We start from the raw sequence: 19,603 nt of genomic DNA, 5'->3' as shown, positions 1-19,603 counted from the left end.
GTGGCTAAGCGTTGGTACGTTGTGCATGCTTACTCGGGTTACGAGAAGCATGTTATGCGCTCTTTGCTGGAGCGCGTAAAGCTGGCAGGCATGGAAGATGGCTTCGGCGAAATTCTGGTTCCCACTGAAGAAGTGGTTGAAATGCGGAATGGCCAGAAGCGCAAGAGTGAACGCAAGTTCTTCCCTGGCTACGTGCTGGTACAGATGGACATGAACGAAGGTACTTGGCACTTGGTCAAGGACACTCCTCGCGTCATGGGTTTCATTGGCGGTACTGCCGATAAGCCTGCGCCGATCACCGATAAAGAGGCAGAAGCGATTCTGCGTCGTGTTGCTGACGGTAGCGACAAGCCTAAGCCGAAGACTTTGTTCGAGCCGGGCGAGGTGGTTCGTGTCACAGATGGTCCGTTTGCTGATTTCAACGGCACTGTCGAAGAAGTTAACTACGAAAAGAGCCGGATCCAAGTGGCGGTGCTCATTTTCGGTCGCTCTACTCCGGTAGAGTTGGAGTTCAGCCAGGTCGAGAAGGTCTAGCTGAGCAAGCATCCCAACCCCACAGCCTAGGCTGTGGGGTTTTGTCGTCACTGGGATAAACGCGCAAGTAACCGGGGAGCCTTTCGAGGCGCTTGAACCCGTAATTGGAGTGCCTCATGGCCAAGAAGATTACCGCTTACATCAAGCTGCAAGTGAAGGCCGCTCAGGCCAACCCTAGCCCACCCGTCGGTCCAGCTCTGGGTCAGCACGGCGTGAACATCATGGAGTTCTGCAAAGCCTTCAACGCCCGTACCCAGGGTATTGAGCCAGGTCTGCCGACTCCAGTGATCATCACTGTATACAGCGACCGTAGCTTCACTTTCGAAACCAAGTCGACTCCGGCTTCGGTTCTTCTTAAGAAAGCTGCTGGTCTGACCAGCGGTTCCGCTCGTCCTAACACCGTTAAGGTTGGCACCGTAACCCGTGCTCAGCTGGAAGAAATCGCGAAAACCAAAAACGCGGATCTGACTGCAGCTGATATGGATGCAGCCGTGCGTACCATCGCCGGTTCTGCTCGTAGCATGGGCCTTAACGTGGAGGGTGTGTAATGGCTAAGCTGACCAAGCGCCAAAAGGCTATCGCCGGCAAAATCGAAGCGGGCAAGTCCTACAACTTCGTAGACGCTGCTGCCCTGCTGACCGAGCTGTCGACTGTCAAGTTCAGCGAGTCCGTTGACGTTGCTGTGAACCTGGGTGTTGACCCACGTAAATCCGACCAGGTCGTTCGTAGCGCTACTGTGCTGCCACACGGTACTGGCAAGACTGTACGTGTTGCTGTCTTCACCCAAGGCCCGGCCGCTGAAGCTGCTCTGGCCGCCGGCGCCGATCGCGTTGGTATGGACGACCTGGCTGCCGAAATGAAAGGCGGCGACCTGAACTATGACGTTGTTATCGCCTCCCCGGATGCAATGCGCGTTGTAGGTCAGTTGGGTCAGATCCTGGGTCCACGCGGCCTGATGCCTAACCCTAAAGTCGGCACCGTAACGCCAGACGTAGCCACCGCGGTTAAAAACGCCAAGGCTGGTCAGGTTCGTTATCGCACCGACAAAAACGGCATCATTCACACCTCCGTTGGCAAAGTCGGCTTTGATGCCGTCAAGCTGAAGGAAAACGTTGAAGCCCTGATCGCTGATCTCAAGCGTATCAAGCCTGCTTCCTCGAAAGGCATCTACGTCAAGCGCGTTACCCTGAGCACCACTATGGGCCCAGGTCTGGTCATCGACCAAGGCTCGCTGGACGTATAAGACACAGGTTGGCGCGAGCGATTGCGCCAATTGAAAGATTGGGGTCCCTGCCTGGCGGGGGCTATCCAAGACCGTAGGCGACGCAAGTCTTAAACCAACAAGCCTACGCAGATGGTGCTCCCGGTTCCTTACCGAATCAGACACCAAAACGACATCAGGCCTAGGCCAGATGAAACGGTAACAAGCAGGAGTTAAACCCGTGGCAATTAATCTCGAAGACAAGAAGGCCATCGTCGCTGAAGTCAACGAGGCTGCCAAAGCTGCTCTGTCCGCTGTCGTGGCTGATGCCCGTGGTGTGACAGTAAGCGCTATGACCGGACTCCGTAAAGAGGCTCGTGAAGCTGGCGTATACGTACGTGTTGTACGTAACACCCTGCTCAAGCGCGCTGTTGCTGACACTGAATACAGTGTCCTCAACGACGTGTTCACCGGCCCGACCCTGATTGCGTTCTCCACCGATCATCCAGGCGCTGCTGCCCGTTTGTTCAAGGAATTCGCCAAGGGTCAGGACAAGTTCGAGATCAAGGCAGCTGCGTTCGAGGGCAAGTTCCTCGCAGCTAACCAAATCGACGTACTGGCAACACTGCCGACCCGTAACGAAGCTATTTCGCAGCTGATGAGCGTGATTCAAGGCGCTACCAGCAAGCTGGCTCGTACTCTGGCTGCAGTTCGCGAGCAAAAAGAAGCTGCCGCAGCCTAAGGCTGAACAGATTCTCTCGCGTATTTTTGTTTATTTCGATGGCCGCGTAGGCCGTCCCCCAATTCAGGAAATACAGCAATGTCTATCTCCCAAGACGATATCCTCAACGCCGTAGCTGAAATGTCGGTTCTGCAGGTTGTTGAGCTGATCAAAGCTTTCGAAGAAAAATTCGGCGTTTCCGCTGCCGCTGCTTCCGCGGGCCCAGCTGTTGCTGCTGTCGCTGCTGAAGAGCAAACCGAATTCAACGTCATGCTGCTGGAAGCTGGCGAGAAGAAAGTAAACGTGATCAAGGCAGTACGTGAACTGACCGGTCTGGGCCTGAAAGAAGCCAAGGCTGTAGTTGACGGCGCTCCTGCCCAGGTTCTGGAAGCTGTGTCCAAAGACGCCGCTGACAAAGCCAAAGCTACTCTGGAAGAAGCAGGCGCTAAAGTCGAGCTGAAGTAAGCATCGACCTTGCGTCTCCAGCCCAAGCTTTAAGCTGAAGGCTGATGGCTGGTGGCTCTTGCCACCGGCCTTTTTCCGTTCTTGGCTGTCGACTCGGTCGCCGCCATTAACGCGCTGTAGCCACCCGATGCGGTGGTGCAAACCATGGGGTTTGCAAGATTTTCTGGCTGCTCCCGTCGGGAGGGCCAAACAAGCAGGTGACCAAGCTGGGGAACGCTGATGGCTTACTCATATACTGAGAAAAAACGTATCCGCAAGGACTTTAGCAAGTTGCCGGACGTCATGGATGTCCCGTACCTTCTGGCTATCCAGCTGGATTCGTATCGTGAATTCTTGCAGGCGGGAGCGACCAAAGATCAGTTCCGCGACGTGGGCCTGCATGCGGCCTTCAAATCCGTTTTCCCGATCATCAGCTACTCCGGCAATGCTGCGCTGGAGTACGTCGGTTATCGCCTGGGCGAACCGGCATTTGATGTCAAAGAATGCGTGTTGCGCGGTGTTACGTACGCCGTACCTTTGCGGGTAAAAGTCCGCCTGATCATTTTCGACAAAGAATCGTCGAACAAAGCGATCAAGGACATCAAAGAGCAAGAAGTCTACATGGGCGAAATCCCACTGATGACTGAAAACGGTACCTTCGTTATCAACGGTACCGAGCGCGTAATCGTTTCCCAGCTGCACCGTTCCCCGGGCGTGTTCTTCGACCACGACCGCGGCAAGACGCACAGCTCCGGTAAGCTCCTTTACTCCGCGCGGATCATTCCGTACCGCGGTTCGTGGTTGGACTTTGAGTTCGACCCGAAAGACTGCGTGTTCGTGCGTATCGACCGTCGTCGCAAGCTGCCGGCCTCGGTACTGCTGCGCGCGCTCGGCTATACCACTGAGCAAGTGCTGGATGCCTTCTACACCACCAACGTATTCAGCCTGAAGGATGAAACCCTCAAGCTGGAGCTGATCGCTTCGCGTCTGCGTGGTGAAATTGCCGTCCTGGACATCCAGGATGAAAAGGGCAAGGTCATTGTTGAAGCTGGCCGCCGTATCACCGCGCGCCACATCAACCAGATCGAAAAAGCCGGTCTCAAAGAGCTGGAAGTGCCACTGGACTACGTCCTGGGCCGCACTACCGCCAAGGTCATCGTTCACCCGGCGACAGGCGAAATCCTGGCTGAGTGCAACACCGAGCTGAACACCGAGATCCTGGCCAAAATTGCCAAGGCTCAAGTCGTTCGCATCGAGACTCTGTACACCAACGACATCGACTGCGGCCCGTTCATCTCCGACACCCTGAAGATCGACTCCACCAGCAACCAATTGGAAGCGCTGGTCGAGATCTATCGCATGATGCGTCCTGGTGAGCCACCAACCAAAGACGCTGCCGAAACCCTGTTCAACAACCTGTTTTTCAGCCCTGAGCGCTATGACCTGTCTGCGGTCGGCCGGATGAAGTTCAACCGTCGTATCGGTCGTACCGAGATCGAAGGTTCGGGCGTGCTGTGCAAGGAAGACATCGTCGCGGTACTGAAGACCCTGGTCGACATCCGTAACGGTAAAGGCATCGTCGATGACATCGACCACCTGGGTAACCGTCGTGTTCGCTGCGTAGGCGAAATGGCCGAGAACCAGTTCCGCGTTGGCCTGGTACGTGTTGAGCGTGCGGTCAAAGAGCGTCTGTCGATGGCTGAAAGCGAAGGCCTGATGCCGCAAGACCTGATCAACGCCAAGCCAGTGGCTGCCGCGGTGAAAGAGTTCTTCGGTTCCAGCCAGCTCTCGCAGTTCATGGACCAGAACAACCCGCTCTCCGAGATCACCCACAAGCGCCGTGTTTCCGCACTGGGCCCAGGCGGTCTGACCCGTGAGCGTGCAGGCTTTGAGGTTCGTGACGTACACCCGACGCACTACGGTCGTGTTTGCCCGATCGAAACGCCGGAAGGTCCGAACATCGGTCTGATCAACTCCCTGGCCGCTTATGCGCGTACCAACCAGTACGGTTTCCTCGAGAGCCCGTATCGTGTGGTGAAGGAAGGTCTGGTTACCGACGAGATCGTATTCCTGTCCGCCATCGAAGAAGCCGATCACGTGATCGCTCAGGCTTCGGCCACGATGAACGACAAGAAAGTCCTGATCGACGAGTTGGTAGCTGTTCGTCACTTGAACGAGTTCACCGTCAAGGCACCGGAAGACGTGACTTTGATGGACGTTTCGCCGAAGCAGGTTGTTTCGGTTGCAGCGTCGCTGATCCCGTTCCTGGAGCACGATGACGCCAACCGTGCGTTGATGGGTTCCAACATGCAGCGTCAAGCTGTACCAACCCTGCGCGCTGACAAGCCGCTGGTAGGTACCGGCATGGAGCGTAACGTAGCCCGTGACTCCGGCGTTTGCGTCGTGGCTCGTCGTGGCGGCGTGATCGACTCCGTTGATGCCAGCCGTATCGTGGTGCGTGTTGCCGATGACGAAGTTGAAACCGGTGAAGCCGGCGTCGACATCTACAACCTGACCAAATACACCCGTTCGAACCAGAACACCTGCATCAACCAGCGTCCACTGGTGCGTAAGGGTGACCGCGTTCAGCGTAGCGACATCATGGCCGACGGCCCGTCCACCGACATGGGTGAGCTGGCACTGGGTCAGAACATGCGTATCGCGTTCATGGCCTGGAACGGTTACAACTTCGAAGACTCCATCTGCCTGTCGGAGCGAGTTGTTCAAGAAGATCGCTTTACCACGATCCACATCCAGGAACTGACCTGTGTGGCACGTGACACCAAGCTTGGGCCAGAGGAAATCACTGCAGACATCCCTAACGTGGGTGAAGCTGCACTGAACAAGCTGGACGAAGCCGGTATCGTTTACGTAGGTGCTGAAGTTGGCGCAGGCGACATCCTGGTCGGTAAGGTCACTCCGAAAGGCGAGACTCAGCTGACTCCGGAAGAAAAACTGCTGCGTGCCATCTTCGGTGAAAAAGCCAGCGACGTTAAAGACACCTCCTTGCGTGTACCTACCGGTACCAAGGGTACTGTCATCGACGTACAGGTCTTCACCCGCGACGGCGTTGAGCGTGATGCTCGTGCACTGTCCATCGAGAAGACCCAGCTCGACGAGATCCGCAAGGATTTGAACGAAGAGTTCCGTATCGTTGAAGGCGCGACCTTCGAACGTCTGCGCTCCGCCCTGGTAGGCCACAAGGCTGAAGGCGGCGCAGGTCTGAAGAAAGGTCAGGACATCACCGACGAAATCCTCGACGGTCTTGAGCACGGCCAGTGGTTTAAACTGCGTATGGCTGAAGATGCTCTGAACGAGCAGCTCGAGAAGGCTCAGGCCTATATCGTTGATCGCCGCCGTCTGCTGGACGACAAGTTCGAAGACAAGAAGCGCAAACTGCAGCAGGGCGATGACCTGGCTCCAGGCGTGCTGAAAATCGTCAAGGTTTACCTGGCAATCCGTCGCCGCATCCAGCCGGGCGACAAGATGGCCGGTCGTCACGGTAACAAAGGTGTGGTCTCTGTGATCATGCCGGTTGAAGACATGCCGCACGATGCCAATGGCACCCCGGTCGACGTCGTCCTCAACCCGTTGGGCGTACCTTCGCGTATGAACGTTGGTCAGATCCTCGAAACCCACCTGGGCCTCGCGGCCAAAGGTCTGGGCGAGAAGATCAACCGTATGATCGAAGAGCAACGCAAGGTCGCTGACCTGCGTAAGTTCCTGCATGAGATCTACAACGAGATCGGCGGTCGCAACGAAGAGCTGGACACCTTCACCGACCAGGAAATCCTGGATCTGGCGAAGAACCTGCGCGGCGGCGTTCCAATGGCTACCCCGGTGTTCGACGGTGCCAAGGAAAGCGAAATCAAGGCCATGCTGAAACTGGCAGACCTGCCGGAAAGCGGCCAGATGCAGCTGTTCGACGGCCGTACCGGCAACAAGTTCGAGCGCCCGGTTACTGTTGGCTACATGTACATGCTGAAGCTGAACCACTTGGTAGACGACAAGATGCACGCTCGTTCTACCGGTTCGTACAGCCTGGTCACCCAGCAGCCGCTGGGTGGTAAGGCTCAGTTCGGTGGTCAGCGTTTCGGGGAGATGGAGGTCTGGGCACTGGAAGCATACGGTGCTGCTTACACTCTGCAAGAAATGCTCACAGTGAAGTCGGACGATGTGAACGGCCGGACCAAGATGTACAAAAACATCGTGGACGGCGATCACCGTATGGAGCCGGGCATGCCCGAGTCTTTCAACGTGTTGATCAAAGAAATTCGTTCCCTCGGCATCGATATCGATCTGGAAACCGAATAACACGTGACGCGAATCGAGAGCGAGGCCGTTTGGCCCGCTCTCTGCTCCGCCAGGAGGAAAGGCCTTGAAAGACCTACTGAATTTGCTGAAAAACCAGGGTCAAGTCGAAGAGTTCGACGCCATCCGTATTGGACTGGCATCGCCTGAGATGATCCGTTCGTGGTCGTTCGGTGAAGTTAAAAAACCGGAAACCATCAACTACCGTACGTTCAAACCTGAGCGTGACGGCCTGTTCTGCGCCAAGATCTTTGGCCCGGTAAAGGATTACGAGTGCCTGTGCGGTAAGTACAAGCGCTTGAAGCACCGTGGTGTGATCTGCGAGAAGTGCGGCGTTGAAGTTGCACTGGCCAAGGTTCGTCGTGAGCGCATGGCGCACATCGAACTGGCTTCGCCGGTTGCCCACATCTGGTTCCTGAAATCGCTGCCGTCCCGTATCGGCCTGCTGATGGACATGACCCTGCGTGATATCGAACGCGTTCTGTACTTTGAGAGCTATGTCGTTATCGATCCAGGCATGACCACCCTTGAAAAAGGTCAGTTGCTGAACGACGAGCAGTACTTCGAAGCGCTGGAAGAGTTCGGCGACGATTTCGATGCCCGCATGGGTGCCGAAGCTGTCCGCGAACTGCTGCATGCTATTGATCTGGAACACGAGATTGGCCGTCTGCGTGAAGAAATTCCGCAAACCAACTCCGAAACCAAAATCAAGAAGCTGTCCAAGCGTCTGAAGTTGATGGAAGCCTTCCAGGGTTCCGGCAACCTGCCAGAGTGGATGGTGCTGACCGTGCTGCCGGTTCTGCCGCCAGACTTGCGCCCGCTGGTACCGTTGGACGGTGGTCGTTTCGCGACGTCCGACCTCAACGACCTGTACCGCCGCGTGATCAACCGTAACAACCGCTTGAAGCGCCTGCTTGATCTGTCCGCTCCGGACATCATCGTGCGCAACGAAAAGCGTATGTTGCAGGAAGCGGTCGACGCCTTGCTCGACAACGGTCGTCGTGGCCGCGCTATCACTGGTTCCAACAAGCGTCCTCTGAAATCCCTGGCTGACATGATCAAGGGTAAGCAGGGTCGTTTCCGTCAGAACTTGCTCGGTAAGCGTGTTGACTACTCCGGTCGTTCGGTAATTACCGTAGGCCCGACCCTGCGTCTGCACCAGTGCGGTCTGCCCAAGAAGATGGCGCTCGAGCTGTTCAAGCCCTTCATCTTCGGCAAGCTGGAAATGCGCGGTCTCGCGACCACCATCAAAGCGGCCAAGAAAATGGTCGAGCGCGAATTGCCAGAGGTTTGGGACGTTCTCGCCGAAGTGATCCGCGAACACCCGGTTCTCCTCAACCGTGCTCCGACCCTTCACCGTCTGGGTATCCAGGCGTTTGAACCGGTACTGATCGAAGGTAAGGCTATCCAGCTGCACCCTCTGGTCTGTGCTGCGTACAACGCCGACTTCGACGGCGACCAAATGGCCGTGCACGTACCGCTGACACTGGAAGCCCAGTTGGAAGCGCGTGCGTTGATGATGTCGACCAACAACATTCTGTCGCCAGCCAACGGTGAGCCAATCATCGTTCCGTCGCAGGACGTTGTATTGGGCCTGTACTACATGACCCGTGAAGCGATCAACGCCAAGGGCGAAGGTCGTGTATTCGCTGACCTGCAGGAAGTTGACCGTGTGTTCCGTGCCGGCGAAGCCGCACTGCACGCCAAGGTCAAAGTGCGGATCCACGAAACCGTCAACGACCGTGACGGCGGCAGCGTGAGCAATGTTCGTATTGTCGACACTACTGTCGGCCGTGCGCTGTTGTATCAAGTTGTGCCAAAAGGTCTGTCGTACGACGTCGTCAACCTGCCGATGAAGAAAAAAGCGATTTCCAAGCTGATCAACCAGTGCTACCGCGTGGTTGGTCTGAAAGAAACCGTGATCTTCGCTGACCAGTTGATGTACACAGGTTTCGCTTATTCGACCATCTCCGGCGTTTCCATCGGTGTTAACGACTTCGTTATCCCGGATGAAAAAGCCCGCATCATCGCGGCTGCTACCGATGAAGTGAAAGAGATCGAAAGCCAGTACGCCTCGGGCCTGGTTACACAGGGCGAGAAGTACAACAAAGTGATCGACCTTTGGTCCAAGGCCAACGACGAAGTTTCCAAGGCGATGATGGCCAACCTCTCGAAAGAGAAAGTCATCGACCGTCACGGCGACGAAGTTGACCAGGAGTCCTTCAACTCGATGTACATGATGGCCGACTCGGGTGCGCGGGGTTCTGCTGCGCAGATCCGTCAGCTCGCCGGTATGCGTGGCCTGATGGCCAAACCGGACGGTTCCATCATCGAAACGCCGATTACCGCGAACTTCCGTGAAGGTTTGAGCGTACTCCAGTACTTCATCTCTACTCACGGTGCTCGTAAGGGTCTGGCGGATACCGCGTTGAAAACCGCTAACTCCGGTTACCTGACTCGTCGTTTGGTAGACGTTGCGCAGGATCTGGTCGTTACCGAGATCGATTGCGGCACCGAGCACGGCCTGCTGATGACTCCGCACATTGAAGGCGGTGACGTTGTAGAGCCGCTGGGTGAGCGCGTATTGGGTCGTGTTATTGCCCGTGACGTATTCAAGCCAGGTACCGAGGAAGTTATCGTTCCTGCCGGCACCCTGGTTGACGAGAAGTGGGTCGAGTTCATCGAACTCAACAGCATCGACGAAGTGATCGTTCGCTCGCCGATCAGCTGCGAAACCCGCTACGGCATCTGCGCCAAGTGCTACGGTCGTGACTTGGCTCGTGGTCACCAGGTGAACATCGGTGAAGCGGTCGGCGTTATCGCTGCCCAGTCCATCGGTGAGCCGGGTACCCAGCTGACCATGCGTACGTTCCACATCGGTGGTGCGGCAAGCCGGACCTCCGCAGCCGACAGTGTTCAGGTGAAGAATGGCGGTACCGTCCGTCTGCACAACCTCAAGCACGTTGAGCGAGTGGATGGTCACCTGGTTGCTGTGTCCCGTTCCGGTGAGCTGGCCATCGCTGATGACTACGGTCGTGAGCGTGAGCGTTACAAGCTGCCGTACGGTGCTGTGATTTCGGTTAAAGAAGGTGACAAGGTCGACGCTGGCGCAATCGTGGCCAAGTGGGATCCGCACACTCACCCGATCGTTACCGAAATGAAAGGTACCGTGACCTACGTGGGCATGGAAGAAGGCATCACGATCAAGCGTCAGACTGACGAATTGACCGGTATGACCAACATTGAAGTACTCGACGCCAAAGATCGTCCAGCTGCCGGCAAAGACATCCGTCCTGCCGTTAAGATGGTCGACGACAACGGCAAGGATCTGTTGCTGCCAGGCACTGACGTAATCGCTCAGTACTTCCTGCCAGCCAACGCCCTGGTCGGTGTAGCGGATGGTGCGAAGATCGCGATCGGTGATGTTATCGCGCGTATCCCGCAAGAAACTTCGAAGACCCGTGACATCACCGGTGGTCTGCCGCGTGTTGCCGACTTGTTCGAAGCGCGTCGTCCGAAAGAAGCGTCGATTCTGGCTGAAGTCAGCGGCACCATCGCGTTCGGTAAAGAGACCAAGGGCAAACGCCGTCTGGTCATTACCCCGAACGACGGTAGCGATCCGTACGAAGAGCTGATTCCGAAGTGGCGTCACCTGAACGTCTTCGAAGGCGAACAGGTAAACCGCGGCGAAGTTATCTCCGACGGCCCGAGCGATCCACACGACATCCTGCGTCTGCTGGGTGTGAGTGCGCTGGCCAAGTACATCGTTAACGAGATCCAGGACGTTTACCGTCTGCAAGGCGTGAAGATCAACGACAAGCACATCGAGACCATCCTGCGTCAGATGCTGCGTAAAGTTGAAATCGCTGAATCCGGCGATTCCAGTTTCATCAAGGGCGACCAGATGGAACTGACTCACGTACTGGTGGAAAACGAGCGCCTGGCGAACGACGAGAAATTCGTTTCCAAGTTCACTCGCGTGCTGCTGGGTATCACCAAGGCGTCGTTGTCCACTGAGTCGTTCATCTCGGCGGCCTCCTTCCAGGAGACCACTCGTGTACTGACCGAAGCAGCGGTAACCGGCAAGCGCGATTACCTGCGCGGCCTGAAAGAAAACGTAGTCGTGGGTCGTTTGATCCCGGCCGGTACCGGTTTGGCTTACCACAGCGAGCGCAAGCGCCGCCGTGATGCTGACAAGCCGTTGCGCGTAAGCGCCAGTGAAGTGGAAGCTGCACTGACCGAAGCGTTGAACTCAAGCGGTAACTGAGTTCTGCGATAGATGAGACTGGGCCCTGGCACCCCCATTCGTCGGATCGAGGCATATATGCACCGATTCGACGGGAGGGGAGGTCGGGGCCTTGCCTTGACTGGGGACAAGATCCTCTTTAGACTCTTGTACCCCTAAATTTGGCGGGAATTCGTTCCTGCCATTTTGCTTTTCTTGCAAGACAATAGCGTCGCAAGACAACAGTGGAGCTAGTAGATGGCAACTATCAACCAGCTGGTACGTCAGCCGCGTAAGCGTATCGTCGAGAAATCCGACGTGCCTGCGCTGCAGAACTGCCCGCAACGTCGTGGCGTATGCACCCGTGTGTATACCACCACGCCGAAAAAACCTAACTCGGCACTGCGTAAAGTATGCCGTGTGCGCCTGACCAACGGTTTCGAGGTTTCCTCGTACATCGGCGGTGAAGGCCACAACCTGCAAGAGCACAGCGTGGTACTGATCCGCGGCGGTCGTGTAAAAGACTTGCCAGGTGTTCGTTACCACACCGTACGCGGCTCCTTGGATACTTCCGGCGTTAAAGGTCGTAACCAGGGTCGTTCGAAGTACGGTACCAAGAAGCCTAAGTAGTAGCGGCTTTTTGTAAAAACTGAATCATCTTATTTTCTGAGTCGATAAGAGTAAGGTCGGAGCCGTCCCGCAAGGGCGCTAATTCCGAACGAACCTGAAGACCGTTTGAGGGCTTATCCATGCCAAGAAGACGCGTAGCAGCCAAGCGCGAAGTGCTTGACGATCCAAAATACGGAAGCCAAATCCTGGCCAAGTTCATGAACCACGTGATGGAAAGCGGCAAGAAAGCCGTTGCCGAGCGTATCGTTTATGGCGCGCTGGAAAAGGTAAAAGAACGCAAGAACAGCGACCCCCTGGAAATCTTCGAGAAAGCTCTCGACGCCATCGCTCCGCTGGTCGAAGTGAAGTCGCGCCGTGTAGGCGGTGCTACTTACCAGGTTCCGGTTGAAGTTCGTCCGTCCCGTCGTAACGCTCTGGCAATGCGCTGGTTGGTAGACTTCGCCCGTAAGCGCGGCGAGAAGTCTATGGCTCTGCGTTTGGCCGGCGAACTGTTGGACGCTGCTGAAGGTAAAGGTGCTGCTGTTAAGAAGCGTGAAGACGTGCACCGTATGGCTGAAGCCAACAAAGCTTTCTCGCACTACCGCTTCTAATTTTAGCTTCACTAATTTTGCGAGGGCTTTATGGCTCGTACTACTCCGATTAGCCGCTACCGTAACATCGGTATCGTCGCTCACGTGGATGCTGGTAAAACCACCACTACCGAGCGCGTACTGTTTTACACCGGCAAAAGTCACAAGATGGGCGAGGTGCATGACGGCGCCGCGACCACAGACTGGATGGTTCAGGAGCAGGAGCGTGGTATTACCATTACTTCTGCTGCCATTACCGCCTTCTGGAAGGGTTCCGAGAAGCAGTACAAAGATGAGCACCGCTTCAACGTAATCGATACCCCTGGTCACGTAGACTTCACCATTGAAGTTGAGCGTTCCCTGCGCGTACTCGACGGCGCTGTCGTTGTGTTCTGCGGTACCTCGGGTGTTGAGCCGCAGTCGGAAACCGTATGGCGTCAAGCCAACAAATACGGCGTTCCACGTCTTGTTTACGTAAACAAGATGGACCGTGCCGGTGCGAACTTCCTGCGCGTGATCGGTCAGATCAAGCAGCGCTTGGGTCACACCCCGGTGCCAATCCAGTTGGCTATCGGTTCCGAAGATAATTTCCAGGGTCAGATCGATCTGTTGACCATGGAAGCTGTCTACTGGAACGATGCCGACAAAGGTATGGTTCCTGTTCGCAAGCCTATCCCTGCTGAACTGCAGGAACTGGCTGACGAATGGCGCAACAACATGGTTGAAGCTGCGGCCGAAGCCAACGAAGAGCTGATGAACAAGTACCTCGAAGGTGAAGAACTCACCAACGTGGAAATCAAGGCCGCTCTGCGTCAGCGTACTATCGCTGGCGAAATCGTCCTGGCTGTTTGCGGTTCCTCGTTCAAGAACAAGGGCGTTCCCCTGGTTCTCGATGCTGTGATCGACTACCTGCCGGCGCCGGTTGATATTCCTGCCATCAAGGGTACTGACCCGGATGACGAGACTATCGAGCTGGAGCGTCATGCAGACGACGCAGAACCGTTCTCCGCTCTGGCATTTAAAATTGCCACCGACCCATTCGTGGGTACCTTGACCTTCGTCCGCGTTTACTCGGGCGTGTTGAACTCCGGCGACGGCGTGATCAACTCGGTTAAAGGCAAGAAAGAGCGCGTGGGTCGTATGGTGCAAATGCACGCAAACGCCCGTGAAGAGATCAAGGAAGTACGCGCTGGTGACATCGCGGCCTTGATCGGCATGAAGGACGTCACCACTGGTGAAACCTTGTGCAACGCTGACAAGCCAATCATCCTGGTTCGCATGGACTTCCCGGAGCCGGTTATTTCGGTTGCCGTAGAGCCTAAGACCAAGGATGACCAGGAAAAAATGGGTATCGCTCTGGGCAAGCTTGCTCAGGAAGATCCATCTTTCCGCGTCAAGACTGATGAAGAGACTGGTCAAACGATCATCTCCGGCATGGGCGAGCTGCACCTGGACATCCTGGTTGACCGGATGCGCCGTGAGTTCAACGTCGAAGCCAACATCGGTAAGCCTCAGGTTTCCTATCGTGAGCGCATCACGAAGAACTGTGAAATCGAAGGCAAGTTCGTTCGTCAGTCCGGCGGTCGTGGTCAGTTCGGTCACTGCTGGATCCGTTTTGCTCCTGCTGACGAAGGTCAGGAAGGTCTGCAATTCGTGAACGAAGTAGTAGGTGGTGTTGTTCCTAAGGAATACATCCCTGCTATCCAGAAGGGTATCGAAGAGCAGATGAAGAACGGTGTTGTTGCCGGCTATCCGCTGATCGGCCTGAAAGCAACCGTTTTTGACGGTTCTTACCACGACGTCGACTCCAACGAGATGGCGTTTAAGGTGGCTGCCTCCATGGCAACCAAGCAACTGGCCCAGAAGGGCGGTGGTGAGTTGCTTGAGCCAATCATGGCGGTAGAAGTTGTTACACCTGAAGACTATATGGGTGATGTCATGGGCGACCTTAACCGTCGTCGCGGCATGATCTTGGGTATGGAAGACACGGTTTCCGGCAAAGTGATTCGCGCCGAGGTTCCGTTGGGTGAGATGTTCGGTTATGCGACCGACGTTCGCTCCATGTCCCAGGGTCGCGCAAGCTACTCTATGGAATTCAAAAAATACAACACAGCTCCGGCGCACATCGCTGAAACTGTATCCAAAAAACAAGGCTGATTCAGTCCTTTAGGCAAGGAGTTAATTGTCGTGGCTAAAGAAAAATTTGATCGTTCCCTACCGCACGTCAACGTTGGCACCATCGGTCACGTTGACCACGGTAAAACCACTCTGACTGCTGCTCTGACTCGCGTTTGCTCCGAAGTATTCGGTTCCGCAATCGTTGATTTCGATAAAATCGACAGCGCACCGGAAGAGAAAGCTCGTGGTATCACCATCAACACCGCGCACGTTGAATACAACTCGCTGATCCGTCACTACGCTCACGTTGACTGCCCAGGTCACGCTGACTATGTGAAGAACATGATCACCGGTGCTGCCCAGATGGACGGCGCAATCCTGGTTTGCTCGGCCGCTGATGGTCCGATGCCACAAACCCGTGAGCACATCCTGCTGTCCCGTCAGGTTGGCGTTCCGTACATCGTGGTTTACCTGAACAAGGCTGACCTGGTAGACGACGCTGAGCTGCTGGAACTGGTTGAGATGGAAGTGCGCGACCTGCTGAGCACTTACGACTTCCCAGGCGACGACACTCCGATCATCATCGGTTCTGCTCGTATGGCTCTGGAAGGCAAAGACGATAACGAAATGGGCACCACGTCCGTTCGTAAACTGGTTGAGACTCTGGACAGCTACATCCCAGATCCAGTCCGTGTTATCGACAAGCCGTTCCTGATGCCAATCGAAGACGTGTTCTCGATCTCTGGTCGCGGTACTGTTGTGACTGGTCGTATCGAGCGCGGTATCGTCAAGGTTCAAGATCCACTGGAAATCGTTGGTCTGCGTGACACCACCGTCACCACCTGCACCGGTGTTGAAATGTTCCGTAAACTGCTCGACGAAGGTCGTGCTGGCGAGAACTGCGGCGTTCTGCTGCGTGGTACCAAGCGTGACGACGTTGAGCGTGGCCAGGTTCTGGTCAAGCCAGGTTCGGTTAAGCCGCACACCAAGTTCGAAGCTGAAGTGTACGTGCTGAGCAAAGAAGAAGGCGGTCGTCACACTCCGTTCTTCAAAGGCTACCGTCCACAGTTCTACTTCCGTACTACTGACGTGACTGGTAACTGCGAACTGCCGGAAGGCGTAGAAATGGTAATGCCAGGCGACAACATCAAAATGGTTGTCACCCTGATCAAAACCATCGCTATGGAAGACGGTCTGCGTTTCGCAATCCGTGAAGGCGGCCGTACCGTTGGTGCTGGCGTTGTAGCTAAAATCATCGAGTAATTATCTCTTCTGAGATAGTTCTGATGTTTTGAAAAGGCCCCCGCTCAGCGGGGGCCTTTTTTATTGGGTTGACACCTATCAGGGCCGTCTATAGAATTGCGCCTCCTTTTAACGGGCGTATTGCGCTCGCTGGGAATAGCAGCCGGAGTCTGAAATCCAATGCAAAATCAGCAAATCCGTATCAGGTTGAAGGCTTTTGACCATCGCCTGATCGACCAATCCACCCAGGAAATCGTGGAAACCGCGAAACGTACTGGTGCTCAAGTGCGTGGTCCAATTCCACTGCCTACCCGTAAAGAGCGGTTCACCGTTCTGGTCTCCCCGCACGTCAACAAAGACGCGCGTGACCAGTACGAGATCCGCACTCATAAGCGCGTACTGGACATCGTCCAGCCAACGGATAAAACCGTTGATGCACTTATGAAGCTTGATCTGGCGGCCGGTGTGGAAGTACAGATCAGCCTCGGCTAAGACTTGGGTCTTAGTCGTGTAACGCTCTGAAATGGGCGGCCATAGCGGGTGAAAGCCCCGTACACTCATGAGGTTTACAACATGACTATTGGTGTAGTCGGTCGTAAATGCGGTATGACCCGTATTTTCACCGAAGAAGGTGTCTCCATTCCGGTCACGGTCATTGAGATCGAACCGAATCGCGTCACCCAGTTCAAAACTGAAGAAACCGATGGCTATCGTGCAGTGCAAGTCACTGTCGGCGAGCGTCGTGCTTCGCGCGTGACTGCTGCTCAGGCAGGTCACTTCGCTAAAGCAAACGTTGCAGCGGGTCGCACCGTCATGGAGTTCCGTCTCGAAGACGGCGACTACCAGGCTGGCGATCTGATCAACGCTGAAATCTTCGCCGCTGGTCAACTGGTTGATGTAACCGGTCAGTCCAAGGGTAAAGGCTTCCAGGGTACGATCAAGCGTTGGAATTTCCGTGGCCAAGATAACACTCACGGTAACTCCGTTTCCCACCGCGTCCCGGGCTCTATTGGCCAGTGCCAGACTCCTGGTCGTGTATTCAAGGGCAAAAAAATGTCCGGTCATATGGGCGCTGAGCGCGTGACCGTGCAGTCCCTCGAAGTAGTGCGCGTCGACGCTGAACGCAATCTGTTGTTGGTCAAGGGTGCTGTTCCTGGCGCTACTGGCGGCAACCTGGTTGTACGTCCAGCGGCCAAGGCTCGCGGTTAAGGGGAAGCTGACATGCAATTAAATGTAAATGACGCTCAAGCAATCGAAGTTTCCGAACTGACATTTGGCGGCGAATTCAACGAGACGCTGGTTCACCAAGCAGTCGTGGCCTACATGGCCGGCGGCCGTCAAGGTAGCAAGCAGCAAAAGACCCGTTCCGACGTGCGTGGTGGCGGTAAGCGCCCTTGGCGTCAGAAAGGCACTGGCCGTGCTCGTGCCGGTACTATCCGTAGCCCAATCTGGCGTGGCGGCGGTACCACTTTCGCAGCTCGTCCACAGGATCACTCGCAGAAGCTCAACAAGAAGATGTACCGCGCAGCACTGCGCTCCATCCTTGCTGAACTCGTGCGTACCGATCGTCTGGTCGTGGTTCAGGACTTCGCTGTTGAAAGTCCAAAAACCAAAGAACTGCTGGGCAAACTGACCAACATGAGCCTGACCGATGTTTTGATCGTGTCCGAAGCTGTTGATCAGAACCTGTACCTGGCTGCTCGCAACCTGCCACACGTTGATGTACGTGACGTGCAAGGTTCCGATCCAGTTAGTCTGATCGCATACGACAAGGTGTTGATCACCGTGTCGGCCGTGAAGAAATTCGAGGAGCTGCTGGGATGAACCAGGAACGCGTATTTAAAGTTCTGCTTGGCCCGCACGTTTCCGAAAAGGCTACGGTTCTGGCTGACAAGAAAGGCCAGTTCGTTTTCAAGGTTGCAACTGACGCAACCAAGCTGGAAATCAAGAAGGCCGTCGAAAGCCTGTTCAGCGTGAAAGTAGAGCGTGTTACTACCCTGAATGTTCTGGGTAAGAGCAAGCGCACTGCTCGCGGTCTGGGCAAGCGTAATGACTGGAAGAAGGCAGTTATCTCCCTTCAGCCAGGCCAAGATCTCGATTTCAGCAGCAGTGCTGAGTAAGGAAGGGGTGCATCATGGCAATCGTTAAATGCAAACCGACTTCCCCTGGCCGCCGTTTTGTGGTCAAGGTGGTCAACCAGGAGCTGCATAAAGGCGCTCCTCACGCACCGCTGCTCGAGAAAAAATCGAAGACTGGTGGTCGTAACAACAATGGTCGTATTACCACTCGTCACATCGGTGGTGGCCATAAGCAGCATTATCGTCTGGTCGATTTCCGTCGCAACGACAAAGATGGCATCTCCGCCACTGTCGAGCGTATTGAATACGATCCAAACCGTACTGCTCACATCGCTCTGCTGCTGTACGCAGATGGCGAGCGTCGCTACATCATCGCCCCTAAAGGCGTGAGCGCTGGCGACCAGCTGATCGCAGGTGCCCTGGCACCGATCAAGCCGGGCAACGCTCTGCAACTGCGCAACATTCCAGTTGGTAGCACCGTACACGGCATCGAATTGAAGCCAGGTAAAGGCGCGCAAATCGCTCGTTCCGCTGGTGCTTCGGCTCAGCTGATCGCTCGTGAAGGTGTCTACGTGACCTTGCGTCTGCGTTCTGGTGAGATGCGTAAAGTATTGGCTGAATGCCGTGCGACCCTGGGCGAAGTCTCGAACTCCGAGCACAGCCTGCGTTCGCTGGGTAAAGCTGGTGCCAAACGCTGGCGTGGCGTTCGCCCAACCGTTCGTGGTGTTGCCATGAACCCGGTTGACCACCCACACGGTGGTGGTGAAGGTCGTACCTCTGGTGGTCGTCATCCGGTATCGCCATGGGGCTTCCCGACTAAGGGCGCGAAGACTCGTGGTAATAAGCGTACCGACAAAATGATCGTCCGTCGTCGCAAGTAAATAGAGGGATACGACAGTGCCACGTTCTCTGAAAAAAGGTCCTTTTATTGATCTTCACCTACTGAAGAAGATCGAAGTGGCGGCGGAAAAGAACGATCGCAAACCAGTTAAGACCTGGTCGCGTCGTTCGATGATCCTGCCACAAATGGTCGGTCTGACCATCGCAGTACACAACGGTCGTCAACACGTCCCAGTTCTCGTTAACGAAGACATGGTCGGCCACAAACTGGGCGAGTTTGCCGGTACCCGCACTTATCGTGGGCACGTGGCAGATAAGAAAGCCAAGCGTTAAGGGGTTAGGAAATGGAAGTAGCCGCTAAGTTGTCGGGCGCTCGAATCTCCGCCCAGAAAGCCCGCTTGGTCGCCGACCAGATCCGCGGGAAGAAGGTGGGCGAAGCGCTCAACCTGTTGGCTTTCAGCAGTAAGAAAGCCGCCGAGATCATGAAAAAAGTGCTGGAGTCGGCCGTAGCCAACGCCGAGCATAACGAAGGCGCAGACGTTGATGACCTTAAAGTCAGCACCGTTTTCGTCAACGAAGGGCGTTCGCTGAAGCGAATCATGCCACGTGCCAAAGGCCGTGCTGATCGCATCGTCAAGCGGTCTTGCCATATCACTGTCAAGGTTGCTGACAAGTAACGGAGTCGAAGAG

18 protein-coding genes are annotated in these 19,603 nt (G+C 55.6%); all 18 read left to right on the top strand.

Features of this window, described 5'->3' with window-relative positions; translation table 11 throughout:
* Positions 1 to 534 carry a transcription termination/antitermination protein NusG gene (nusG, locus tag MRY17_RS23240; protein ID WP_003176436.1) on the top strand — a complete coding sequence of 178 codons (534 nt, stop codon included), beginning with the start codon at positions 1 to 3 and terminating at the stop codon, positions 532 to 534.
* Positions 535 to 650: 116 nt separating this feature from the next.
* On the top strand, positions 651 to 1,082 hold the full coding sequence (rplK, locus tag MRY17_RS23235) for a 50S ribosomal protein L11 (protein ID WP_003210097.1): 432 nt from the start codon (positions 651 to 653) through the stop codon (positions 1,080 to 1,082).
* Complete coding sequence (gene rplA, locus MRY17_RS23230; protein WP_003176434.1) at positions 1,082 to 1,777, top strand: 50S ribosomal protein L1; 696 nt, start codon at positions 1,082 to 1,084, stop codon at positions 1,775 to 1,777. The genes rplK and rplA overlap by 1 nt, the downstream gene beginning before the upstream one ends.
* A 199-nt stretch (positions 1,778 to 1,976) precedes the next feature.
* Complete coding sequence (gene rplJ, locus MRY17_RS23225) at positions 1,977 to 2,477, top strand: 50S ribosomal protein L10 (protein ID WP_015886139.1); 501 nt, start codon at positions 1,977 to 1,979, stop codon at positions 2,475 to 2,477.
* A 78-nt stretch (positions 2,478 to 2,555) separates the two neighbouring features.
* Positions 2,556 to 2,921 (top strand): 50S ribosomal protein L7/L12, encoded by a 366-nt coding sequence (rplL, locus tag MRY17_RS23220; RefSeq protein WP_003176432.1) that lies wholly within the window; start codon positions 2,556 to 2,558, stop codon positions 2,919 to 2,921.
* A 219-nt stretch (positions 2,922 to 3,140) separates the two neighbouring features.
* The gene (rpoB, locus tag MRY17_RS23215; RefSeq protein WP_057724824.1) at positions 3,141 to 7,214 is read left to right on the top strand and encodes a DNA-directed RNA polymerase subunit beta; all 4,074 of its coding nucleotides are present in this window, start codon (positions 3,141 to 3,143) and stop codon (positions 7,212 to 7,214) included.
* A 64-nt stretch (positions 7,215 to 7,278) separates the two neighbouring features.
* Positions 7,279 to 11,478 carry a DNA-directed RNA polymerase subunit beta' gene (gene rpoC / locus MRY17_RS23210; RefSeq protein ID WP_181283567.1) on the top strand — a complete coding sequence of 1,400 codons (4,200 nt, stop codon included), beginning with the start codon at positions 7,279 to 7,281 and terminating at the stop codon, positions 11,476 to 11,478.
* Between the two features lie 216 nt (positions 11,479 to 11,694).
* Entirely contained in the window at positions 11,695 to 12,066 is a 372-nt protein-coding gene (rpsL, locus tag MRY17_RS23205; RefSeq protein WP_002555494.1) for a 30S ribosomal protein S12, read from the top strand.
* A 119-nt stretch (positions 12,067 to 12,185) separates the two neighbouring features.
* Complete coding sequence (gene rpsG, locus MRY17_RS23200) at positions 12,186 to 12,656, top strand: 30S ribosomal protein S7 (RefSeq protein WP_002555493.1); 471 nt, start codon at positions 12,186 to 12,188, stop codon at positions 12,654 to 12,656.
* Between the two features lie 30 nt (positions 12,657 to 12,686).
* The gene (gene fusA / locus MRY17_RS23195) at positions 12,687 to 14,792 is read left to right on the top strand and encodes an elongation factor G (RefSeq protein WP_015886136.1); all 2,106 of its coding nucleotides are present in this window, start codon (positions 12,687 to 12,689) and stop codon (positions 14,790 to 14,792) included.
* A 30-nt stretch (positions 14,793 to 14,822) separates the two neighbouring features.
* On the top strand, positions 14,823 to 16,016 hold the full coding sequence (tuf, locus tag MRY17_RS23190; RefSeq protein ID WP_003176426.1) for an elongation factor Tu: 1,194 nt from the start codon (positions 14,823 to 14,825) through the stop codon (positions 16,014 to 16,016).
* 159 nt (positions 16,017 to 16,175) lie between these two features.
* Complete coding sequence (rpsJ, locus tag MRY17_RS23185; RefSeq protein WP_003186070.1) at positions 16,176 to 16,487, top strand: 30S ribosomal protein S10; 312 nt, start codon at positions 16,176 to 16,178, stop codon at positions 16,485 to 16,487.
* An 81-nt stretch (positions 16,488 to 16,568) separates the two neighbouring features.
* Complete coding sequence (gene rplC, locus MRY17_RS23180; RefSeq protein ID WP_003194649.1) at positions 16,569 to 17,204, top strand: 50S ribosomal protein L3; 636 nt, start codon at positions 16,569 to 16,571, stop codon at positions 17,202 to 17,204.
* A 12-nt stretch (positions 17,205 to 17,216) separates the two neighbouring features.
* The gene (gene rplD, locus MRY17_RS23175) at positions 17,217 to 17,819 is read left to right on the top strand and encodes a 50S ribosomal protein L4 (RefSeq protein WP_057014518.1); all 603 of its coding nucleotides are present in this window, start codon (positions 17,217 to 17,219) and stop codon (positions 17,817 to 17,819) included.
* A complete protein-coding gene (gene rplW / locus MRY17_RS23170; protein WP_002555488.1) occupies positions 17,816 to 18,115 on the top strand; it encodes a 50S ribosomal protein L23 in 300 nt (99 codons plus the stop codon). Before rplD ends, rplW begins: the two co-directional genes overlap by 4 nt.
* A 14-nt stretch (positions 18,116 to 18,129) precedes the next feature.
* Positions 18,130 to 18,954 (top strand): 50S ribosomal protein L2, encoded by an 825-nt coding sequence (gene rplB / locus MRY17_RS23165; protein ID WP_003176423.1) that lies wholly within the window; start codon positions 18,130 to 18,132, stop codon positions 18,952 to 18,954.
* Between the two features lie 16 nt (positions 18,955 to 18,970).
* Entirely contained in the window at positions 18,971 to 19,246 is a 276-nt protein-coding gene (rpsS, locus tag MRY17_RS23160; protein WP_002555486.1) for a 30S ribosomal protein S19, read from the top strand.
* Between the two features lie 11 nt (positions 19,247 to 19,257).
* Positions 19,258 to 19,590: a 50S ribosomal protein L22 gene (gene rplV, locus MRY17_RS23155; protein ID WP_003103908.1), complete on the top strand. Its 333-nt coding sequence runs from the start codon at positions 19,258 to 19,260 to the stop codon at positions 19,588 to 19,590.
* Positions 19,591 to 19,603 lie beyond the last annotated feature (13 nt).

The sequence above is a fragment of the Pseudomonas orientalis genome (genome assembly GCF_022807995.1).
Lineage (GTDB): Bacteria > Pseudomonadota > Gammaproteobacteria > Pseudomonadales > Pseudomonadaceae > Aquipseudomonas > Aquipseudomonas orientalis_B.
This window is presented reverse-complemented; position numbering and strand designations above follow the sequence as displayed.

What these genes read in the sequence shown, in the direction of transcription:
- rplC (WP_003194649.1), top strand. Translation starts at nt 16,569, where the DNA reads ATGACTATTGGTGTAGTCGGTCGTAAATGCGGTATGACCCGTATTTTC.
- rpsJ (WP_003186070.1), top strand. Translation starts at nt 16,176, where the DNA reads ATGCAAAATCAGCAAATCCGTATCAGGTTGAAGGCTTTTGACCATCGC.
- rplD (WP_057014518.1), top strand. Translation starts at nt 17,217, where the DNA reads ATGCAATTAAATGTAAATGACGCTCAAGCAATCGAAGTTTCCGAACTG.
- rplV (WP_003103908.1), top strand. Translation starts at nt 19,258, where the DNA reads ATGGAAGTAGCCGCTAAGTTGTCGGGCGCTCGAATCTCCGCCCAGAAA.
- rpsG (WP_002555493.1), top strand. Translation starts at nt 12,186, where the DNA reads ATGCCAAGAAGACGCGTAGCAGCCAAGCGCGAAGTGCTTGACGATCCA.
- rplL (WP_003176432.1), top strand. Translation starts at nt 2,556, where the DNA reads ATGTCTATCTCCCAAGACGATATCCTCAACGCCGTAGCTGAAATGTCG.
- rpsL (WP_002555494.1), top strand. Translation starts at nt 11,695, where the DNA reads ATGGCAACTATCAACCAGCTGGTACGTCAGCCGCGTAAGCGTATCGTC.
- rplK (WP_003210097.1), top strand. Translation starts at nt 651, where the DNA reads ATGGCCAAGAAGATTACCGCTTACATCAAGCTGCAAGTGAAGGCCGCT.
- fusA (WP_015886136.1), top strand. Translation starts at nt 12,687, where the DNA reads ATGGCTCGTACTACTCCGATTAGCCGCTACCGTAACATCGGTATCGTC.
- rplA (WP_003176434.1), top strand. Translation starts at nt 1,082, where the DNA reads ATGGCTAAGCTGACCAAGCGCCAAAAGGCTATCGCCGGCAAAATCGAA.
- rplW (WP_002555488.1), top strand. Translation starts at nt 17,816, where the DNA reads ATGAACCAGGAACGCGTATTTAAAGTTCTGCTTGGCCCGCACGTTTCC.
- rpoB (WP_057724824.1), top strand. Translation starts at nt 3,141, where the DNA reads ATGGCTTACTCATATACTGAGAAAAAACGTATCCGCAAGGACTTTAGC.
- rplB (WP_003176423.1), top strand. Translation starts at nt 18,130, where the DNA reads ATGGCAATCGTTAAATGCAAACCGACTTCCCCTGGCCGCCGTTTTGTG.